At 71.6% G+C, this 17235-nt stretch carries 18 protein-coding genes; 11 read left to right on the top strand and 7 right to left on the bottom strand.

Translation table 11 applies throughout. The features are described from left to right. Positions 1-47: 47 nt before the first annotated feature. Together JOF36_RS02400 and JOF36_RS02395 are read left to right on the top strand one after the other, a co-directional pair. Positions 48-1649, top strand: a complete 1602-nt coding sequence (locus JOF36_RS02400) for an AMP-binding protein (protein WP_210024800.1) — start codon at positions 48-50, stop codon at positions 1647-1649. Between the two features lie 227 nt (positions 1650-1876). After that, the gene (locus JOF36_RS02395) at positions 1877-2716 is read left to right on the top strand and encodes an IS5 family transposase (RefSeq protein WP_210024799.1); all 840 of its coding nucleotides are present in this window, start codon (positions 1877-1879) and stop codon (positions 2714-2716) included. Here the strand turns inward: JOF36_RS02395 and JOF36_RS39925 are convergent. Then, on the bottom strand, positions 2700-2825 hold the full coding sequence (locus JOF36_RS39925) for a hypothetical protein (protein ID WP_281071083.1): 126 nt from the start codon (positions 2823-2825) through the stop codon (positions 2700-2702). The genes JOF36_RS02395 and JOF36_RS39925 overlap by 17 nt on opposite strands. 36 nt (positions 2826-2861) lie before the next feature. Here JOF36_RS39925 and JOF36_RS02390 point away from each other — a divergent pair, with 36 nt between their 5' ends. Both JOF36_RS02390 and JOF36_RS02385 read left to right on the top strand, forming a co-directional pair. Next, positions 2862-4364, top strand: coding sequence for a flavin-containing monooxygenase (locus tag JOF36_RS02390; RefSeq protein ID WP_210024798.1), 1503 nt, complete (start codon positions 2862-2864; stop codon positions 4362-4364). 65 nt (positions 4365-4429) lie between these two features. After that, positions 4430-5683: a M24 family metallopeptidase gene (locus JOF36_RS02385; RefSeq protein ID WP_210024797.1), complete on the top strand. Its 1254-nt coding sequence runs from the start codon at positions 4430-4432 to the stop codon at positions 5681-5683. A gap of 8 nt (positions 5684-5691) precedes the next feature. Here the strand turns inward: JOF36_RS02385 and JOF36_RS02380 are convergent, their stop codons facing one another. Both JOF36_RS02380 and JOF36_RS02375 read right to left on the bottom strand, forming a co-directional pair. Then, the gene (locus JOF36_RS02380) at positions 5692-5898 is read right to left on the bottom strand and encodes a hypothetical protein (RefSeq protein WP_210024796.1); all 207 of its coding nucleotides are present in this window, start codon (positions 5896-5898) and stop codon (positions 5692-5694) included. 52 nt (positions 5899-5950) lie between these two features. Further along, positions 5951-6403 carry a MarR family winged helix-turn-helix transcriptional regulator gene (locus JOF36_RS02375; protein WP_210024795.1) on the bottom strand — a complete coding sequence of 151 codons (453 nt, stop codon included), beginning with the start codon at positions 6401-6403 and terminating at the stop codon, positions 5951-5953. A 63-nt stretch (positions 6404-6466) separates the two neighbouring features. Here JOF36_RS02375 and JOF36_RS02370 point away from each other — a divergent pair, with 63 nt between their 5' ends. The 3 genes from JOF36_RS02370 (at position 6467) to JOF36_RS02360 (ending at position 9646) form a co-directional block, all read left to right on the top strand. After that, positions 6467-7552, top strand: coding sequence for a substrate-binding domain-containing protein (locus JOF36_RS02370; RefSeq protein ID WP_245350626.1), 1086 nt, complete (start codon positions 6467-6469; stop codon positions 7550-7552). Positions 7553-7716: 164 nt separating this feature from the next. Continuing rightward, positions 7717-8970, top strand: coding sequence for a formamidase (gene fmdA / locus JOF36_RS02365; RefSeq protein WP_210024794.1), 1254 nt, complete (start codon positions 7717-7719; stop codon positions 8968-8970). Positions 8971-9007: 37 nt separating this feature from the next. Further along, positions 9008-9646, top strand: a complete 639-nt coding sequence (locus tag JOF36_RS02360; protein WP_210024793.1) for an AmiS/UreI family transporter — start codon at positions 9008-9010, stop codon at positions 9644-9646. Between the two features lie 23 nt (positions 9647-9669). Here JOF36_RS02360 and JOF36_RS02355 read toward each other — a convergent pair whose 3' ends face one another. Both JOF36_RS02355 and JOF36_RS02350 read right to left on the bottom strand, forming a co-directional pair. Continuing rightward, entirely contained in the window at positions 9670-10623 is a 954-nt protein-coding gene (locus JOF36_RS02355; protein WP_210024792.1) for a calcium/sodium antiporter, read from the bottom strand. Between the two features lie 82 nt (positions 10624-10705). Beyond that, on the bottom strand, positions 10706-11170 hold the full coding sequence (locus JOF36_RS02350) for an STAS domain-containing protein (RefSeq protein ID WP_210024791.1): 465 nt from the start codon (positions 11168-11170) through the stop codon (positions 10706-10708). A 188-nt stretch (positions 11171-11358) separates the two neighbouring features. Between JOF36_RS02350 and deoC the strand changes: the two genes are divergently transcribed. Together deoC and JOF36_RS02340 are read left to right on the top strand one after the other, a co-directional pair. Further along, a complete protein-coding gene (gene deoC / locus JOF36_RS02345; RefSeq protein WP_210024790.1) occupies positions 11359-12081 on the top strand; it encodes a deoxyribose-phosphate aldolase in 723 nt (240 codons plus the stop codon). 52 nt (positions 12082-12133) lie between these two features. Further along, positions 12134-13378: a coiled-coil domain-containing protein gene (locus JOF36_RS02340; RefSeq protein ID WP_210024789.1), complete on the top strand. Its 1245-nt coding sequence runs from the start codon at positions 12134-12136 to the stop codon at positions 13376-13378. Between the two features lie 19 nt (positions 13379-13397). Here JOF36_RS02340 and JOF36_RS02335 read toward each other — a convergent pair whose 3' ends face one another. Then, positions 13398-14774, bottom strand: a complete 1377-nt coding sequence (locus tag JOF36_RS02335) for an NAD-dependent succinate-semialdehyde dehydrogenase (protein ID WP_210024788.1) — start codon at positions 14772-14774, stop codon at positions 13398-13400. Between the two features lie 156 nt (positions 14775-14930). Between JOF36_RS02335 and JOF36_RS02330 the strand changes: the two genes are divergently transcribed. Next, the gene (locus JOF36_RS02330; RefSeq protein WP_210024787.1) at positions 14931-15455 is read left to right on the top strand and encodes an SCP2 sterol-binding domain-containing protein; all 525 of its coding nucleotides are present in this window, start codon (positions 14931-14933) and stop codon (positions 15453-15455) included. Between the two features lie 22 nt (positions 15456-15477). Then, entirely contained in the window at positions 15478-16686 is a 1209-nt protein-coding gene (locus JOF36_RS02325) for an acyl-CoA dehydrogenase family protein (protein WP_210024786.1), read from the top strand. A gap of 20 nt (positions 16687-16706) precedes the next feature. Here JOF36_RS02325 and JOF36_RS02320 read toward each other — a convergent pair whose 3' ends face one another. Further along, the gene (locus JOF36_RS02320) at positions 16707-17114 is read right to left on the bottom strand and encodes a PaaI family thioesterase (protein WP_307862177.1); all 408 of its coding nucleotides are present in this window, start codon (positions 17112-17114) and stop codon (positions 16707-16709) included. Between the last annotated feature and the right edge of the window lie 121 nt (positions 17115-17235).

Genomic DNA, 17235 nt, shown 5'->3' with positions numbered 1-17235 from the left:
CACCCGGCCGCCCGCACCCGACCGCCCATCACTGGAGACGGAATCCCATGACCGACCCGCGTACCCGTGTCGACGAACTGGTCCGGTACTACGCCCGGCCCGGTTCGTCGGCCGCCGACCTGCTCTGCGACGGCCACCCGGCCGAGGCGGTGGCGTTCACGGTCATCGAGGCCGACCTGAGTTCGCGTGATCTGACCTACGGCGAGCTCCGCACGGAGTCGACGAAGTTCGCCGCCGCGCTCGACGAGCTCGGTGTCGGCCCGGGTGATGCGGTCGCGGTCCTGATGGGCAAGTCCGCCGAGCTCGTGGTGGCCCTGCTGGGGATCTGGCGGCGCGGCGCGGTCCACGTCCCGCTGTTCACCGCCTTCGCCCCGCCCGCCATCGAGCTACGGGTCAGCGCCAGCGGGGCGAAGGTCGTCGTCGCCGACGCCGACCAGTGCGACAAACTCGACGGCCTCGTCGGCGGGGCGGGGCCGCGTCTGGTGGTCGTGGGGGAGCGGGCGGGCGGGGCCGGCCACGACGATTTCCACGAGTTGCTGGCCCGCCACAGCGACGCCGAGCTCACCCCCGCCGCGCTCGGCCCGGACGGGGTCTTGATCGAGCTGTTCACCTCCGGCACCACGGGGGCACCCAAGGCCGTGCAGGTCCCGGTGCACTCGCTAGCCGCCATCCAGGGCTACCTCGAGTTCGGCCTCGACGTACGCGCCGAGGACGTCTACTGGAACGCCGCGGACCCCGGCTGGGCCTACGGCCTCTACTACGCCGTCCTGGGCCCGCTGGCGGCCGGACGCCGCAGCCTGCTCCTGCACGCCCCCTTCACCCCCGCCACCACCTGGACCGTGCTCGAACAGTTCGGGGTCAGCAACTTCGCCGCCGCCCCCACCGTGTACCGCAGTCTGCAAGCCACCGACCCGGTACCGGCCGGGTTGGCGCTGCGGTGTCTGTCCTCGGCCGGCGAACCACTGACCCCCGACGTGGTCGCCTGGTCCCAGGCGGTGCTCGGGATCGGTGTACGCGACCACTACGGCCAGACCGAACAGGGCATGATGATCGGCAACGCCTGGGCCGACGAGGTGCGCGATCCCGTCCGGCCCGGCTCGATGGGCCGGCCGTTCCCCGGCTGGAGCGCCACCGTCCTCGCCGACGACGCCACGCCCGCCCCGGCGGGCACGGTCGGGCAGGTCGCCGTCGATGTGCCGAACAGCCCGCTGGCCACCTTCCGCGGTTACGCCCACGCCGCCGGAACGTCGCGCTTCAGCCAGGACGGGCGCTGGTACCTGACCGGTGACACCGCGGCCCGGGACGAGGACGGCTACTTCCACTTCTCCGCCCGCGACGACGACGTGATCATCATGGCCGGCTACCGCATCGGCCCGTTCGAGGTGGAGAGTGTGCTGCTCACCCACGAGAACGTGGCCGAGGCGGCAGTCGTGGGCCGCCCCGACGAGCTGCGCGGGGAGGTCCTCGAGGCGCACGTCGTGCTCACCCCGGGAGCCGAGGGCACCCCGGAGCTCGAACGGGAACTGCAGCAGCTGGTCAAGGACCGGTACGCCCGGCACGCCTACCCCCGCACCGTCCACTTCACCGGCGCGCTGCCGAAGACCCCGAGCGGCAAGATCCAGCGCTTCCTGCTCCGCCAGGGCGGATAGCGCGCGGTCGAGCATTGTCCCGAATTCCCTCGACTTGCTACGTTGACGCCAAACGACCGTTTGACAGGGACGAGGGAGTTCTGTGTCGGAATCGGCAGTCGCACCACCGGACGTCCGCACGACCGTCGATGCGTGGATGCGCGATCTCGACGCTGCGCTGAGAGCGTGTTTGAGAAGCGTCGGCGTGTCTGCGGGACGCGAGGGTGGATTGAGTCCACGGTGGATGGGTGGCTCGACGGAGGAAGCGGTATCCCTCGGACACCAGCGATGAGCAGTGGGCGCTGATCGAGACCCTGCTGCCCGCGCCTGGGTCGGGCGGGCGGCCGGAGAAGCACCCGCGCCGGGACGTGGTCGACGCGATCCTCTACGTGGTACGCGCTGGCTGCTCCTGGCGCGCCCTACCAGCTGATTTCCCGCCGTGGCAGACCGTGTACTGGTACTTCAACCGGTGGGAGCAGCAGCGGGTCACCGAGAAGATCCTCCCGATCGTGCGTAGACAGCTCCGAGCAGCCGAGGGGCGTGACCCTGAGCCGAGCGCGGGGATCATCGACTCCCAGAGCGTGCGTGGCGCCGATACCGTCGGCCGCGACTCCCGCGGCTACGACGCCGGGAAGAAGGTCAACGGTCGCAAACGATTCATCGTCACCGACACCCTCGGGCTGCTGCTCACGGTGATGGTCTGCTCTGCCGGGCGTCAGGACCGCGACGGCGCCAAGACCGCCCTGCTCGGCGCCTACTTGGCCACCACGGTGCGATTCGTGTTCGCCGACGCCGGGTTCGCCGGACGCCTGGTCGACTGGGCGCAGACCATCGTGGGCACCACGATCGAGATCGTGCGCAAACCCGCCGGTCAGCGCGGTTTCGTCGTCATCCCACGACGCTGGGCGGTCGAACGCAGCCTGGCCTGGTTGACCGCCCACCGTCGCTTGGCTCGCGACTACGAACGTCACCGGGCGACCTCCGAGGCGATGATCCGTTGGGCCGCGATCAACACCATGACCCGCCGCCTCGCCCGCGGCGGACCTGCCACCCGACAGCAGCGACGCACCTTCACCCAAACAAGTTGATCTTCTCAAACACGCTCTGAGCTCCGGCGCCGGAGTCGCCGAGCTCTTCCGGTCCGATGCCTGGTGGCGCGATCTCCTCGTCCTCACCGACGACCTGCGGACCTTCCACGGCGTCGACTCCATCGCGGCGAACCTGAAGGGTGAGGTGTCGGGCCTGGCCGTCACGGACGCGACGTTCGTCCCCGAGGGGCAGTTCATCCAGGCGTCGGTCACCTTCGAGACTCCTGTCCACCGGGCAGAGGGCGTCCTGCGGCTCACCTCGACCGACGGGCAGGTGTGGAAGGCCTGGACGTTGCTCACCGCCGCTCGCGAGCTCGTCGGCCGGGAGGAGGCGATCGCGCATCGACGGCCGCACGGCGCGGAGAGCCAGGTTCCCGGCGGCCCGACCTGGGCGCAGACCCGGGAACGCGAGCGGGAGTTCCTGGACGGGGATCCGGACGTCGTCGTCATCGGGGCCGGTCACTCGGGACTCGGACTGGCCGCACGGCTGACCAGGATGGGCGTCCGCACGCTGGTCGTGGACCGCAACGACCGGGTCGGTGACAACTGGCGCCGGCGGTACGACTCGCTGCGCCTGCACGACCCGGTCTGGTACGACCATCTTCCCTACCTGCCCTTTCCGTCGAGCTGGCCGGTGTTCACCCCCAAGGACAAACTGGCCGACTGGCTGGAGCACTACGTCGCGGCACTTGATCTCGACGTCTGGACCGGTACCTCACTCACCGCCGGGACCCACGACGGGGACGGCTGGGACCTCGTTCTCCGCCGGGCGGACGGGTCGCAACGGCAGCTGCGGGCCCGGCACGTCGTGCTGGCCACCGGGGTCAGCGGGACCGAGGCGCGGATTCCGCAGATCCCGGGCGCGGATGCCTTCGAGGGCACCGTCTTCCACTCCAGCACCTTCCCCGGGGGAGCCGGCTTCTCCGGGAGACGCGCGGTCGTCGTCGGGGCAGGCAACAGCGCACACGACATCGCGCAGGACCTGGCCGTGCACGGTGCCTCGGTCACGATGGTGCAGCGGTCCAGCACGTACGTGGTGAGCGCGGAGGCGTCCGCACTGGCGATGGCCGGGCTGTACGACGAGACCGGCCCACCGACCGAGGTCGCGGACCTGCTGGGCGCCTCGTTCCCGCACCGGGCCGGCGGGGACGCCCAGCGGGGGATGACCGCGCGGATGGCGGAGGCGGACGCCGACCTGCTCACCGGACTCGACCGGGCCGGATTCCGCCGCAACGACGGGATCGACGGGACCGGCGCCCTCATGCTCTTCCTGGAGAAGGGCGGCGGCTACTACATCGATGTCGGCTGCTCGGGCCTCATCGCCGACGGCACCGTCGCCGTCCGTTCCGGAGTGGACGTCGAACGCCACGGCGCGTCCGGTGTCCTGCTGTCGGACGGGTCCGAACTTGCGGCCGACGTCGTCGTTCTCGCGACCGGCTACCACGGGATGGTCGAGACCGCGCGCACGCTGCTCGGCGACGACGTCGCCGATCGTTGCGGTCCCGTCTGGGGGCTCGACGCCGAGGGCGAGCTGCGGGGTGTGTGGCGGCGGACCGGCCAGCCCGGTCTGTGGTTCATGGGCGGCAACCTGGCGATGGCGCGGTTCTACGGGCGCTTCCTCGCACTCCAGCTGGCCGCCGACAGCTGACCGCCGTCGTCCGACCGCCGTCATCCGACCGCGGAGCAAACCCGAACGAAGCGGAGGAGAACGCGATGGAGCGCATCCACCGACTGCGCGGACTGATGGCGGCCGAGGGCCTCGACGCCGTCGTCCTCACCACCTCGCACAACGTCCTGTACACCACGGGCTACCGCTCGGTGCTGGAGAAATGGCAGCTCCACGAGCCGCTCTGCGCCGCGATCGTCCCGCTCGACGCGGACCGGCCGGTCGTGCTCGCGATCCCGGAGGCCAACCTCGCCCTCCTGATGGTGCAGGAGGAGGCAGGCAAGCCCGACCGGGCCGGTGAGATCCGGGTCTTCGACATGATCAATTTCTGCGAGGTCATGCGGTCCGCGGACCCGGCCGCCGCAGCCAGCACGATCGGCAAGGCGTCGGCGGAGCTCTACGGCGAGCGGGTGCGCGGACGGTGCGAGCCCGACGTCCTCGCCTCGATCGCCGCCACGCTCACCGATCACGGCCTGGACCGCTCCCGCATCGGGTTCGACGACCTGCGGGGCATGCACCGGCTGGACTCGCTCGGTTTCACCGGGTCCGACGCGCTGGAGACCCTGATCCGCTCGCGCATGGTCAAGACCGCGCCCGAGCTCGAGGCGTTCCGCCGGGTCGGGACCGTGGGCGACCGGGCGCTGGCCGCGGCGGCGGACGCGCTCCGTCCCGGAGTCTCGTGGGACGAGGTGCAGTTCGCCGTGGCCGACGCGATGGTCCGGATGGACGCCACACCGGTCGACGAGGGCGCGATGCTCTTCGGCGGCACCTTCCAGGGCGCCTTCCTGCCCGAGCTGTTCCGCACCCGCGGGGACCGGCCGCTCGACGCCGGCCAGATCGTGATCCTGGAGACCCAGGGGGTCTGCGAGGACATCTGGATCGACATCAACCGCACCGCGGTGATCGGCGAGCCGACCCCGCAGTACCAGCGGCTGCACGACGTGCTGCGGGACGCCTTCCTGAAGATGGTCGACCGGATGCGGCCCGGCGCCTTCACCGGGGACCTGGCGCGGATCGCCCACGACCATCTCGTCGCCGAAGGCGTCCCGGTCCCGGACAAGCTGCTGGTGCTCGCCCACGGCATCGGTCACATGACCCTGGAGTTCCCGTTCGCCTACCCGGCGCAGGGCCGCGCCGGGACGACCGGGTTCGAGATCGAGAAGGACATGGTGATCAGCCTCGACTGCCTGTACTTCGGCGGTGAGCTGGGTCCGTGTCACATGGAGAACGTCTACATCATCGGCGACGGGGGAGCCGAGAGCACGTACGCGACCCCGCTCCAGCTGATGGGCCCGCGATGAGCTCGTAGTCAGTCGGGCGGCATCCACGTGAGGTCGACGTCGAGCTGGTTGGGCCCGGTGCTCGACCAGCTGGTGGCGCTGCGGCGGACGCCGGCGCGGCCCGCACGCAGGGCTGCGGCGGCCTGCTCGAGATGGTGGGCGAGGTCGGTCGTGGCCTGCGAGCTCCAGTCTTCCGGCCAGGTCCAGGGCTCGGAGGGGGTGTCCGACGGTGTCATCCCGCCAGTGTGCCGCTCTGCCGGTCGTCCGGCCCGCGACGTGGACGACCGGTCAGCCGGCCGGCGGTGCCTCGGCGGGTTCGGTCCGGACACCGAGGGCGAGCCGGCGCAGGATCTCGTCGAGCGTCGCGGCATCCGCTCCCACGGCGGCGGCGAACCGTTCGTGGACCTCGGCGGCGGCGGCGTCCCAGTCGGCGTGCGCCTGGCGGCCGCGGGGCGAGACGAAGATCAGCACCCGGCGGCGGTCGAGCTCGTCGGCCCGGCGCAGCACCAGGTTCGCCGCGACCATCCGGTCCACGAGCTTGGAGCACTTCGGCGCGAGCAGGAGCGCGTGCTCGGCGACGACGTTCATCGGAGCGCCACCCTGGTCGACGAGCAGCGACAGCACCCGCCACTGGTCGATGTCGGCTCCCACGGCACGCAACGCGTCATCCAGCCGTTGGGTGACCATCCGCTCCGCCATCGAGAGCAGGCGGGCCGTCTCGGCTGTACCCGGGTGCGACATCGACGGTGACTATCCCTCCGAACGGAGCAGTTCTCGCAGGTGGAACGGCTCTAGCGTAGCGGGATGCCGGCTCCGCGTCTCTCGCTGCCGCTCGCGCGCAGGCACGACGCACTGACGATGGCGCTCGTCGTCCCGCTCCAGGGACCGGCGGGCATCTTCGGCCCGTCCTGCGAGAGCTGCGGGACGCTGGCCATGGAGGAGATCAACGACGAGGGCGGCGTGCTCGGCCGTGAGCTGCGACTGCTCCCGGTCGACGGCGGCGCGTCGCCCGCCGAGGTCGCCCGTGAGGTCGACGCCCTCGTCCGGGCCGGCTCGGTGGACGCGGTCACCGGCTGGCACATCTCCGCGGTGCGCGAGTCCGTCGCGCCGGCGATCGACGGCCGCGTCCCGTACGCCTACACCGCGCTCTACGAGGGCGGCGAACACCGGCCCGGGGTGTTCCTCACCGGTGAGACGCCCGACCTGCAGCTGGGGCCGGCGCTCGACTGGTTCGCCGACACCGTCGGGGTCCGCCGCTGGACGATCGTCGGTGACGACTACGTCTGGCCGCGCCGCTCGGCCGCCACCGCCCGTCGCTACCTGCGTGGGATCGGCGGCACGGTCTGCGACGAGATGTACGTGCCGCTGGGCACCACGCGGTTCGACGCGGTCCTGCGCCGGGTGGAACGCAGCGGGTGCGAGGCCGTGCTGATGCTGCTGATCGGTGACGACGCCGTCGAGTTCAACCGCGCCTTCGTCGCCGCCGGGATGGACCGCGACATCCTGCGGTTCAGCTCGCTGATCGACGAGAACGTCCTGCTCGCCTCGGGTGCGGACAACACCCGGGGCCTGATGACGTCGGCCGGCTACTTCGAGGACCTCGCCACGGCGGAATGCCTGGACTTCGCCGCGGCATATGCCAGCCGGTTCGGGCCGGAGGCACCGGTTCTCAACAGCCTGGGCGAGTCCTGCTACGAGGGCGTGCGGCTGCTGACCGCCCTGATGCGCCGGGCCGGATCGGCCGACATCGGGCCGATGACCGCGGTGTCGGACGGGCTGTCCTACGAGAGCCCGCGTGGCACCGTCGAGGTGCGCGACCGGCATCTGCGGCAGCGGGTGTTCCTCGCCGTCGCCGACGGCCTGACCTGGGACGTCATCCAGCAGCTGTGACCGTTGACACACCCGTGCCGCCGCAGTAGCTTTCCTGGGAAATTATTTCCCTAGGCGACGGGCGTCGTCGGTGAGGTCCCGCGCCGGGCCCCGGCCCGGCGCGTGATGGCTGCTGCCCACGTCACCCGCGGTCCGTCCGCATCTCCACGAGAGGTCGTGTCGTCATGCCCGAGGTCGTCTTCCCGCTCGACTCCCGCAAGAAGTTCACCGAACAGCCGATCGTCGGCCACAACCGCTGGCACCCCGACGTCCCCGCCCAGGTCCGGGTACGCCCGGGCGACGTCTTCCGGGTGGACTGCCGCGAGTGGTTCGACGGTGCCATCCGCAACGACGACTCCGCCGACGACATCCTCAACGCCCCGCTCGCGAGCGTGCACGTGCTCTCCGGGCCGATCCACGTCGAGGGGGTGGAGCCAGGCGACCTGCTGATCGTCGACATCGTCGACGTCGGGCCCATCCCGCAGGAGGACTCCGGACCGCTGGCAGGCCAGGGCTGGGGCTACACCGGCGTCTTCGCCACCCGCAACGGCGGCGGGTTCCTGACCGAGCAGTTCCCGGACGCGTACAAGGTGATCTGGGACTTCCAGGGCGGCGTGGCCACCTCCCGGCACGTCCCGCACGTCTCCTTCACCGGGATCGTCCACCCCGGACTGATGGGTACCGCGCCCTCGGCCGAGCTGCTGCGCACCTGGAACGCCCGCGAGCAGGCACTGATCGACACCGACCCGCACCGGGTGCCGGCACTCGCGCTGCCGCCGAACCCGGACTCGGCGGTCCTCGGCAACCTGACCGGGGCCGAGTTCGACCGGGTCGCCGCCGAGGGCGCCCGCACCGCGCCGCCGCGGGAGAACGGCGGCAACCAGGACATCAAGAACCTCACCAAGGGCAGCCGGGTCTTCTACCCGGTGTTCGTCGACGGCGCGAAGCTCTCGATGGGGGACCTGCACTTCTCCCAGGGCGACGGCGAGATCACCTTCTGCGGCGCGATCGAGATGGGCGGGTTCATGGACGTCCACGTCGACGTCATCAAGGGCGGCATGAGCAAGTACGGCGTCTCCGAGAACGCGATCTTCATGCCCGGCCGGAGCGACCCGCAGTACAGCGAGTGGCTGGCGTTCTCCGGGACCTCGGTGACCCTTGACGGCGAGCAGCGCTACCTCGACTCGCACCTGTCGTACCAGCGGGCCTGCATGCACGCGATCGACTACCTGCAGCAGTTCGGCTACTCCGCCATCCAGGCCTACATGATCCTCGGCGCGGCGCCGATCGAGGGCAGGCTCTCCGGCGTCGTCGACATCCCGAACTCCTGCTCGACGGTCTACCTCCCGACCGAGATCTTCGACTTCGACGTCCGCCCGGGGAAGGACGGGCCGACGGCGATCGACCCGGGCCAGGGCGTCCCGGTGGCCCGCGCCTGACCGGCGCTCCCACACCCCTCGAAGGAAGGAACCCGCGATGGACTCCGTCGGGCTGCTGTTCGTGGGCGCCGTGCTGTTCATCAACGGGGTGATGCTGCTGGGCTGGGTGGACGCGAAATCCGCCGCACCGATGAACTTCTTCGTCGGTGGCCTGCAGATCATCACCCCGACCTACCTGATCTTCACCGCGAACGGGGACGCGAACACGATCCTCGCCGCGTCCGGGCTCTACCTGTTCTCGTTCACCTACCTCTACGTCGCGCTCAACATCACGCTGGGTCTGGACAGCACCGGGCTGGGCTACTTCTGCCTGTTCGTCTTCGTGTCGGCGCTGGTGTTCTCCTGGCTGAACTTCACCCGGTTCGCCGATCCGGGCTTCGGTGTCATCTGGCTGTACTGGGCGTTCCTGTGGCTGCTGTTCTTCCTGCTGCTCGGGCTCAAACAGGAGCGGCTCGGTCGCTACACCGGTGCCGTCTGCGCGATCCAGGGCTGGGTGACGGGCTGGTTCCCGGCGTTGCTGCTGCTCACCGGCAGCTACACCGATCTCGCCGGGACGCTGGCCGTCGTCCTCGCCGTCTTCGGCGTGGTCGTGTTCGGTGGCCTCTACGTGATCCTGGGCCGGCGCTCGGCCCCGGGTGTGCCGGCGACGACGCCGGAGCCGCACGTGGCGGTGTGACGTGGCCGGTCGTGACGCGGGAGCTACGTCCGCGTCACGACCAGCCAGCCCAGGTAGACCAGGTACACGAGCACGAACAGGCCACCCTCGACCCGGGTGAGCCGCGCTCCGGAGCGCATGGCCAGCGCCGCGCCCACGGTGACGACGGTGAGCAGGACCAGGTCGGCGTCGAGCACGGCCTGCGGGACGGCGATCGCCGCCCCGGGCGCCACGAGCACCGTGATGCCGAGGACCAGTGCGATGTTGTAGACGCTGGATCCCACGAGGTTGCCGACCGCGAGGCCGGTCTCACCGCGCGCGACCGAGACGAGCATCGTCACCAGCTCGGGCGCCGACGTCCCGATGGCGACGACCGTCAGGCCGATCACCGCCTCGTCCACACCGAACGCCCTGGCGCCCTGGACGGCGCCGTCGACCAGCAGCTGGGCGCCGATCACGATCAGCACGATCGCGGCGACCAGGACCAGCAGCTGGAAGAGCGGGCCGCCGCTCCGCCCCGGCCCCGTCGCGGGATCGGCTGCTGCGACGTCCTCCTGACGACCGGTGCGGAAGATCAGCACCGTGTAGCCGGCCGCCGTCGCTGCCAGGATCGTCCCGTCCAGCGGGCCCAGCTCGCCGTCCCGGGCGAGGACGTGGAACAGCAGCGTCGCGGCGACCATCACCGGCAGGTCGAAGCGCAGGGTCCGGCGGTCGAACAGCACCGGGCGGAGCAGCGCCCCCAGACCCAGGACGAACAGCACGTTGACCAGGTTCGTCCCGACGATGTTGCCGGTCGCCAGCCCGGCGCTGCCCGACCACGCGGCGTCGATGCCGATGGCGAGCTCCGGCAGGCTGGTGCCGATCGACACGACGGTCAGGCCGATGACCATCGGGGACAGCCCGATCCGGGCCGCGAGCTGCGAGCCCGACCGGACGAGGAGCTCGGCGCCACCGAGCAGCAGGGCCAGGCCGCCGAGGCCGAGCAACACCACGGCCACGTGCCGCTACCGGTCCGGAGGAGGCGTGCAGGGGGCGTTCACGGTGGTGAGCTTTCCACCTCGACGCCGAAGCCGGGAGCGGTTACTCCTCGTCCCGCCGGGGCCTGCCGTTCAACCGGACGTCCGGGCCGGGCACCTCGAAGATCATGTCCCGCGACGCGACCGCTCCCTCGGGGATGGGGTCGACGACCTCGAACAGCTCCATCGCGCCGGTGACCTGCAACGCCCGGCGGGCCGGGCGGCTGCCGCCGCAGGTCACCCGCAGCCGCTTGCCCTCCGCCCCGATCACGTCCCGTGCCTCGAGCAGCGAGGTGAGTCCCGCGGTGCCGAGGAAGTCCACCCCGGACAGGTCGAGAACCAGGTCGGAGCTCTCCTCGGACCAGACACCGAGCTCGACCCAGAGGTCGGCGGAGGTGTCGTCGTCGATCGCGCCGACCGCGTGCAGCACGGTTGCTCCGGAGGAGTGCCGGGAGCGCTCGAACCGCAGCACGGGTGCGAGCTGCTCCGCGGCCTCCGGGACCGGCAGGAGCCGTTCGTCGTCCACCATCGGCCGTCCTCTCCTGACACCGGCGATTCCGCCGCACGTGGCGTCAGCATCGCAGTGCGGGGCCGCCACCGCATGTGGTGACGATCCGGCCCGCGTCGTCCCCCGTACGGTGTGCTCCCGCCGCGTAGCCTCGGTCCACGTCAGTGCAGCCGTCGCGGGGGGCGACCTCCCGCCGAAGGAGGGCCGTCGTGAGCGCCCCGACCCTCACCACCGCCGAGATCGCCGGGATGATCGACCACGCGATCCTGCGGCCCGAGCTGACCCGGTCCGACGTCGACACCCAGCTCGACATCGCCGCCCGCTACCGGGTGTTCAGCGTGTGCGTCCGTCCGAGCGACGTCGCGCACGCCGTCTCCCGGCTCGCGGGGACGGGCGTCGCGGTCGGCACCGTGATCGGCTTCCCGCACGGCACGACCAGCACCGCGGCCAAGGTCGCGGAGTCCGGGCAGGCGATCACCGACGGCGCGGCGGAGCTGGACATGGTGATCAATGTGGGACGGCTGCGCAGCGGCCTGCTCGACGACGTCGAGGCCGACGTCCGTGCCGTCGTCCGAGCCGCGGACGGCCGGGTCGTGAAGGTCATCCTGGAGACGGCGCTGCTGTCCGACGACGACGTCGCCGCCGGTTGCGCGGCGGCCGAGCGGGCCGGGGCGGCCTTCGTGAAGACCTCCACCGGGTTCGCGGGCGGCGGCGCGACGCCCGCGCACGTCGCCCTGATGCGCCGGACGGTCGGGCCGTCGGTGCAGGTGAAGGCGTCCGGCGGGGTGCGGGACCTCGACACCGTGCTCGCGTTCCACGCGGCGGGCGTCACCCGCTTCGGCACCAGCGGGACCGCGACGATCCTGGACGACGCCGACGCCCGCGCGGCCGGTGGTGCCGGACCGGCCCGGGTGGACGACACTTCCTACTGAGCTTCCTACCGAGATCCTTCTGACGACGACCTGCTGCGGGGAGAGGAGAGCGATGGCGGAGCCGCCCGTCCCGTCTCCGTGGTCGCCCGCGGGAATCACCGGGACGCTGATCGGTGCCACGCTCGGGACCGTCGGCGCCGCCGTGGAGATCGGCCGCCGGTTACCCGGCTGGCTCGCCGACGCACCGCGCGCGGTCGAGGCGCTGCCGGCCGTGGCCGCCGACGTGGCGGCGCTGCCGAGCCGGATCGCCGGTGTGGACGTCGCGCTGACCGGGCTCGCGCCGGTGCTCGACGACGTCCTCGGCCGCGTCGCCGCCCTGTGGGACGACCCCGGGACCGTCGAGCGGGTGGACCGGCTGACGGCGGCCGTCGTGGAGCTGGCCGGTGCGGCCGGCCCGCTGCGCGAGCTGGCCGGGGCGCGGGAGGATCTCGGCACCCTGGCCGGTGCGGTCGGGCCGCTGCGCGAGCTGGCGACGGTGCGCGACGACCTGCACGAGCTGGCTGCCGTGCGGGGTGACCTGCACGAGCTCGCCGCCGCCGTCGGTCCGCTGCGGGACCTGGCCGCAGCCGTCGAACCGTTGCGGGATCTGGCGGGTGCTGCCGGGTCGTTGTCCGAGCTGGCCACCGCCGTGCAGCCGCTGCGCGAGCTCGCGTCGGCCCGGGAACATCTGGAGACACTCACCGGGGCGGTCCCGTCGGTGCGGGAGCTCGCCGCCGCCCGTGGCGACCTCGCCCGGCTCGCCGAGGCGGTCGTGCCGCTGCAGGAGCTGGCCCGCACACGTTCTGATCTGACCGCGCTCGCCGGTGCCGTGGAGCCGCTGCGCGAGCTGGCGTCGACCCGCGAGGACCTCGCGCGGTTGTCCGAGGCTGTCGGGCCGCTGCAGGAGCTGGCCCGGACCCGGGAGGACCTGGCCCGGTTGTCCGGTGCGGTCGAGCCACTGGCGGAACTCGCGAGCGTCCGGCACGACCTGGCGGCACTCGCCACAGCGATCGGTACGGACGGCGTGGTGCAGCGGATCGCCGATGCCGTCGCCGACCCCGCCGGCGAGGACGACGGCACCGTCCCCCGGCTCGCGGCACTCAACGCGAACCTGGCCGCGGCCGCGCACCAGCTCGGCGCCGTCGCACCGGACCTGCGGTCGGTCGCGGCCCGGATCGATGCCCTCGACCGTCAGATCGGCGTGCTGGCCGACGCGCTCGCCCCGCTGCAGGGCACCACCGAGCGGATCGGCCGGATCGTCGACCGGCTGCCGGACCGGTCCCGCCGCCTGGTCGCCCGGCCCACCCCCGAGAGCTGAGCACGCGCGCCGGGCGGGATCACTGGATCCACACCGTCTTGGCGTTGACGAACGACGTCGGGCCGAAGTCGGCGAGCTCGCGGCCGTAACCGGAGTTCTTCGCCCCGCCGAACGGCACCTCGGGCGTCGACGCGGTGAGCGTGTTGACGTAGACCATCCCGGTCTCGATCTCCTCGACGAACCGCTCCTGCTCGTCCGGGTCGGTCGTCCAGACGCTGCCGCCGAGACCGAACGGGGAGTCGTTCGCGATGCGGATCGCGTCGTCGGTGTCGCGTGCCCGGAAGATCAGCGCGACCGGACCGAACAGCTCCTGGCGGTGGGCAGGCGACCCCTCCGGGATGTCGGTGAGCACCGTCGCCGGGTAGTAGTTGCCCGGTCCGCCGAGCGGCTTCCCGCCGGTCAGCACCCGCGCACCGGCAGCGACCGACTCGCGGACCTGCCGGTCGAGGTCCGCCACCCCCTGGGGCTGGGAGAGCGGCCCCAGGTCGGTGTCCTCGTCGAACGGGTCGCCGACCCGCAGTCCCTCGAACGCGGCCACCATCCGGCGCTCGAACTCGTCGGCGACCTCGGTGTGGACGATGAAGCGCTTGGCGTTGATGCAGGACTGCCCGTTGTTGAGCAGCCGCGACTGCACGCCCTGCTCGACCGCGGTGTCCAGGTCGGCCGAGGGCATGACGACGAACGGGTCGCTGCCGCCCAGCTCCAGCACACTGGTCTTCACGTTCTGCCCGGCCCGGGCACCGACCTCACGGCCGGCCGGCTCGGACCCGGTGAGGGTGGCAGCACGGACCCGGTCGTCGTCGATGATCCCCTCGACCCGCGAGGACGAGATCAGCAACGTCTGGAACACGCCGTCCGGCAGCCCCGCCCGGCGCAGCACGTCGGCGATCGCCAGTGCCACCTGCGGGACGTTCGAGGCGTGCTTGAGCAGGCCGACGTTGCCGGTCATCAGCGCCGGTGCGGCGAACCGGAACACCTGCCAGTACGGGAAGTTCCACGGCATCACCGCGAGCACCGGGCCGAGCGGCTCGTAGCGGGTGAACACCCGTGCCCCCTCGGGCGCGTTCTGTGGCGACCACTCGACGTCGGCCAGGATCCGCTCGGTGTTGTCGGCGTACCAGCGCAGCCCGAGCGCGGACTTGCCCACCTCGGCCCGGGCGGCGCCGATCGTCTTGCCCATCTCCAGGGTCGCGAGCCGGGCCAGCTCCTCGGTCTCGTCGTCGAGGATGTCCGCGGCCCGGCGCAGCCATCCGGCCCGCTCGGCGAAGCTCGTCCGCCGGTAGCTGCGGAACGCGTCGTGCGCACGCTGCAGCGCCTGCTCCAGCGCCTCGTCGGTCAGCTCGTCGAACCCGCGGACGGTCTCACCCGTCGCCGGATTGGTCGTCGCGATCGCCATGCGCGACGGGTACCCGCTCGGAGAGCCGGGACACGCCCTCGGCCCCGCGGCAGTCGGCTTCGACACCGTAGCTACTCCTGGGTAAGGTGCGACACATCCGAGTCGGTACTGCGAGTACCGGGCACTTGAGACAACCACGACGAGGTGGAGCGAGCGATGGCCGTCGACATCAACGAACTGGGACGCAGCGTCGACCCGAAGTCCCTGTCCGACGAGGAGCTGGTCGCCACGCTGAACACCGCCCTGCGCGACGGTGACCCGGAGGCCGTCGATCCGTCGCTGTTCGCGCGGCTGGTGAAGGGCGCGTCGAAGCAGCAGCTCGCGACCGTGATGTCGTCCGACGTCCGGCGGCCCGTGCTGGAGGCGATCTTCGGCCGGATGAGCGAGTTCTACTCCTCGAAGGGCGCGGGCGGGAACCGGCAGGTCGTGCACTGGCACATCAAGGACGGCGGGGTCGTCGACAGCTTCCAGACCGTCCTGCACGACGGCACCTGCACCGTGACCGAGGGCGCCGACGAGGACCCCCGCACCGCGCTGACCATGCCGGGCACCGAGTTCCTCAAGGTCGTCACGAACAACGCCAACCCGGTCACGCTGTTCATGACCCGCAAGCTCAAGGTCTCCGGCGACGTCGGCTTCGCGACCGCCCTGCAGAACATGTTCCAGATCCCGTCCGCATGACGAGAAGCCCGGGAGGCGCCGTATGACCTCGTTCGAACTGTCCGAGGAGCACCGCGAGCTGCGGGAGTGGGTGCACGGGTTCGCCGCCGACGTCGTCCGCCCGGCGGCCGCCGAGTGGGACGAGCGCGAGGAGACCCCGTGGCCGATCCTGCAGGAGGCCGCGAAGATCGAGCTCTACAACTTCGAGACCCTGGCGTCGTTCTGGGGTGACGAGACCGGGCTGTCGATGCCGCTGGTCAACGAGGAGCTCTTCTGGGGCGACGGCGGCATCGGCATGGCGATCTTCGGGACGACCCTGGCCGTGGCCGGGATCTTCGCCTCGGGCACCCCGGAGCAGATGGTCGAGTTCATCCCGCAGTGCTACGGCGACGCCGCCGCCCCGAAGGTCGGCGCGTTCTGCTCGTCCGAGCCCGAGGCCGGCTCCGACGTCTCGGCCATGCGCACCCGCGCGGTGTACGACGAGGCGCGTGACGAGTGGACGCTTTCCGGCCAGAAGGCCTGGGCGACCAACGGCGGCATCGCGAACATCCACGTCGTGCAGGCCGTCGTCGACCCGGAGCTCGGCAGCAAGGGGCAGGCGGCGTTCGTCGTCCCGCCGGGCACGCCGGGGCTGGAGTCCACTCGCAAGATCAAGAAGATGGGGCTGCGGGCCTCGCACACCGCGGATGTGTTCCTCGACGACGTGAAGCTCCCCGGCTCGTGCCTGCTCGGCGGCAAGGAGAAGCTCGACGAACGGCTCGGGCGGGCGCGTGACGGTGTGCAGGGCAAAGGGTCAGCCGCGATGCAGACCTTCGAGATGTCCCGGCCGACCGTCGGCGCGCAGGCGATCGGCATCGCCCGGGCCGCCTACGAGTACGCGCTGGAGTACGCGAAGGACCGGGTCGCGTTCGGCCGGCCGATCATCGAGAACCAGTCGATCTCCTTCATGCTCGCCGACATGAGAACCGAGATCGACGCCGCCCGGCTGCTCGTGCACCGGGCCGCCTGGATGGGCCGCAACAGCGTGCCCTTCACCGCGGGCGAGGGCTCGATGTCCAAGCTCAAGGCCGGTCGCGTCGCGGTGTGGTCGACCGAGCGCGCCATCCAGATCCTGGGCGGCGCCGGCTACTCGCGCGAGCACCCGGTCGAGCGGATGCACCGCGACGCGAAGATCTACGACATCTTCGAGGGCACCGAGCAGATCCAGCAGCTCGTCATCGCCCGCGCGATCTCCGGGATGCACCTGACCTGAGGCCGGCATCCCGGTCGATCTCACCCCCGGGGTGGCAGTACGGCCTGGGTCTGGGTGGTGCGTGAGACGGGGCGACCGTCGCTGTCGGTCAGCTCGGTCTCGACGACGACGTCGCGGCGCCCCCGGTGCACCACCCGCGCGGTGGCGGTGAGTGTCCCGCCGCGGACCGCCCGCAGCAGGACGGTGTGCGAGCTGGTGGTCGCGGTCGTCGCGCCCTCGGGCAGGCCGAGGAACGCGCACAGCGCACCGGCCGAGTCGGCCAGCGACATGAGCACCCCGCCGTGCAGGAGCCCGCCGGCGGTGCAGAGCTCGGGCCGGTGGGTCAGCGTCATGACGACCCGATCGGGCGTCGCCTCGACGGCGGTCGCGCCGAGCAGCTCGGCGAACGGCATGGCGGCGACGAGCTGCGCATGGTCGGGTGCGGGCACGGGTGCCTCCTGATCGTGGGGCCGGGTCCGACGATCCTCGCCGAGGCCGCACCGCCGGGCCATGACCTGCGAGGTCAGGTTGCCGTCGGTCTGACGGGAACCAGCTTCTCGTCGAACCGAC

This window comes from Pseudonocardia parietis (assembly GCF_017876315.1).
GTDB classification, from domain to species: Bacteria; Actinomycetota; Actinomycetes; order Mycobacteriales; family Pseudonocardiaceae; genus Pseudonocardia; species Pseudonocardia parietis.
This window is presented reverse-complemented; position numbering and strand designations above follow the sequence as displayed.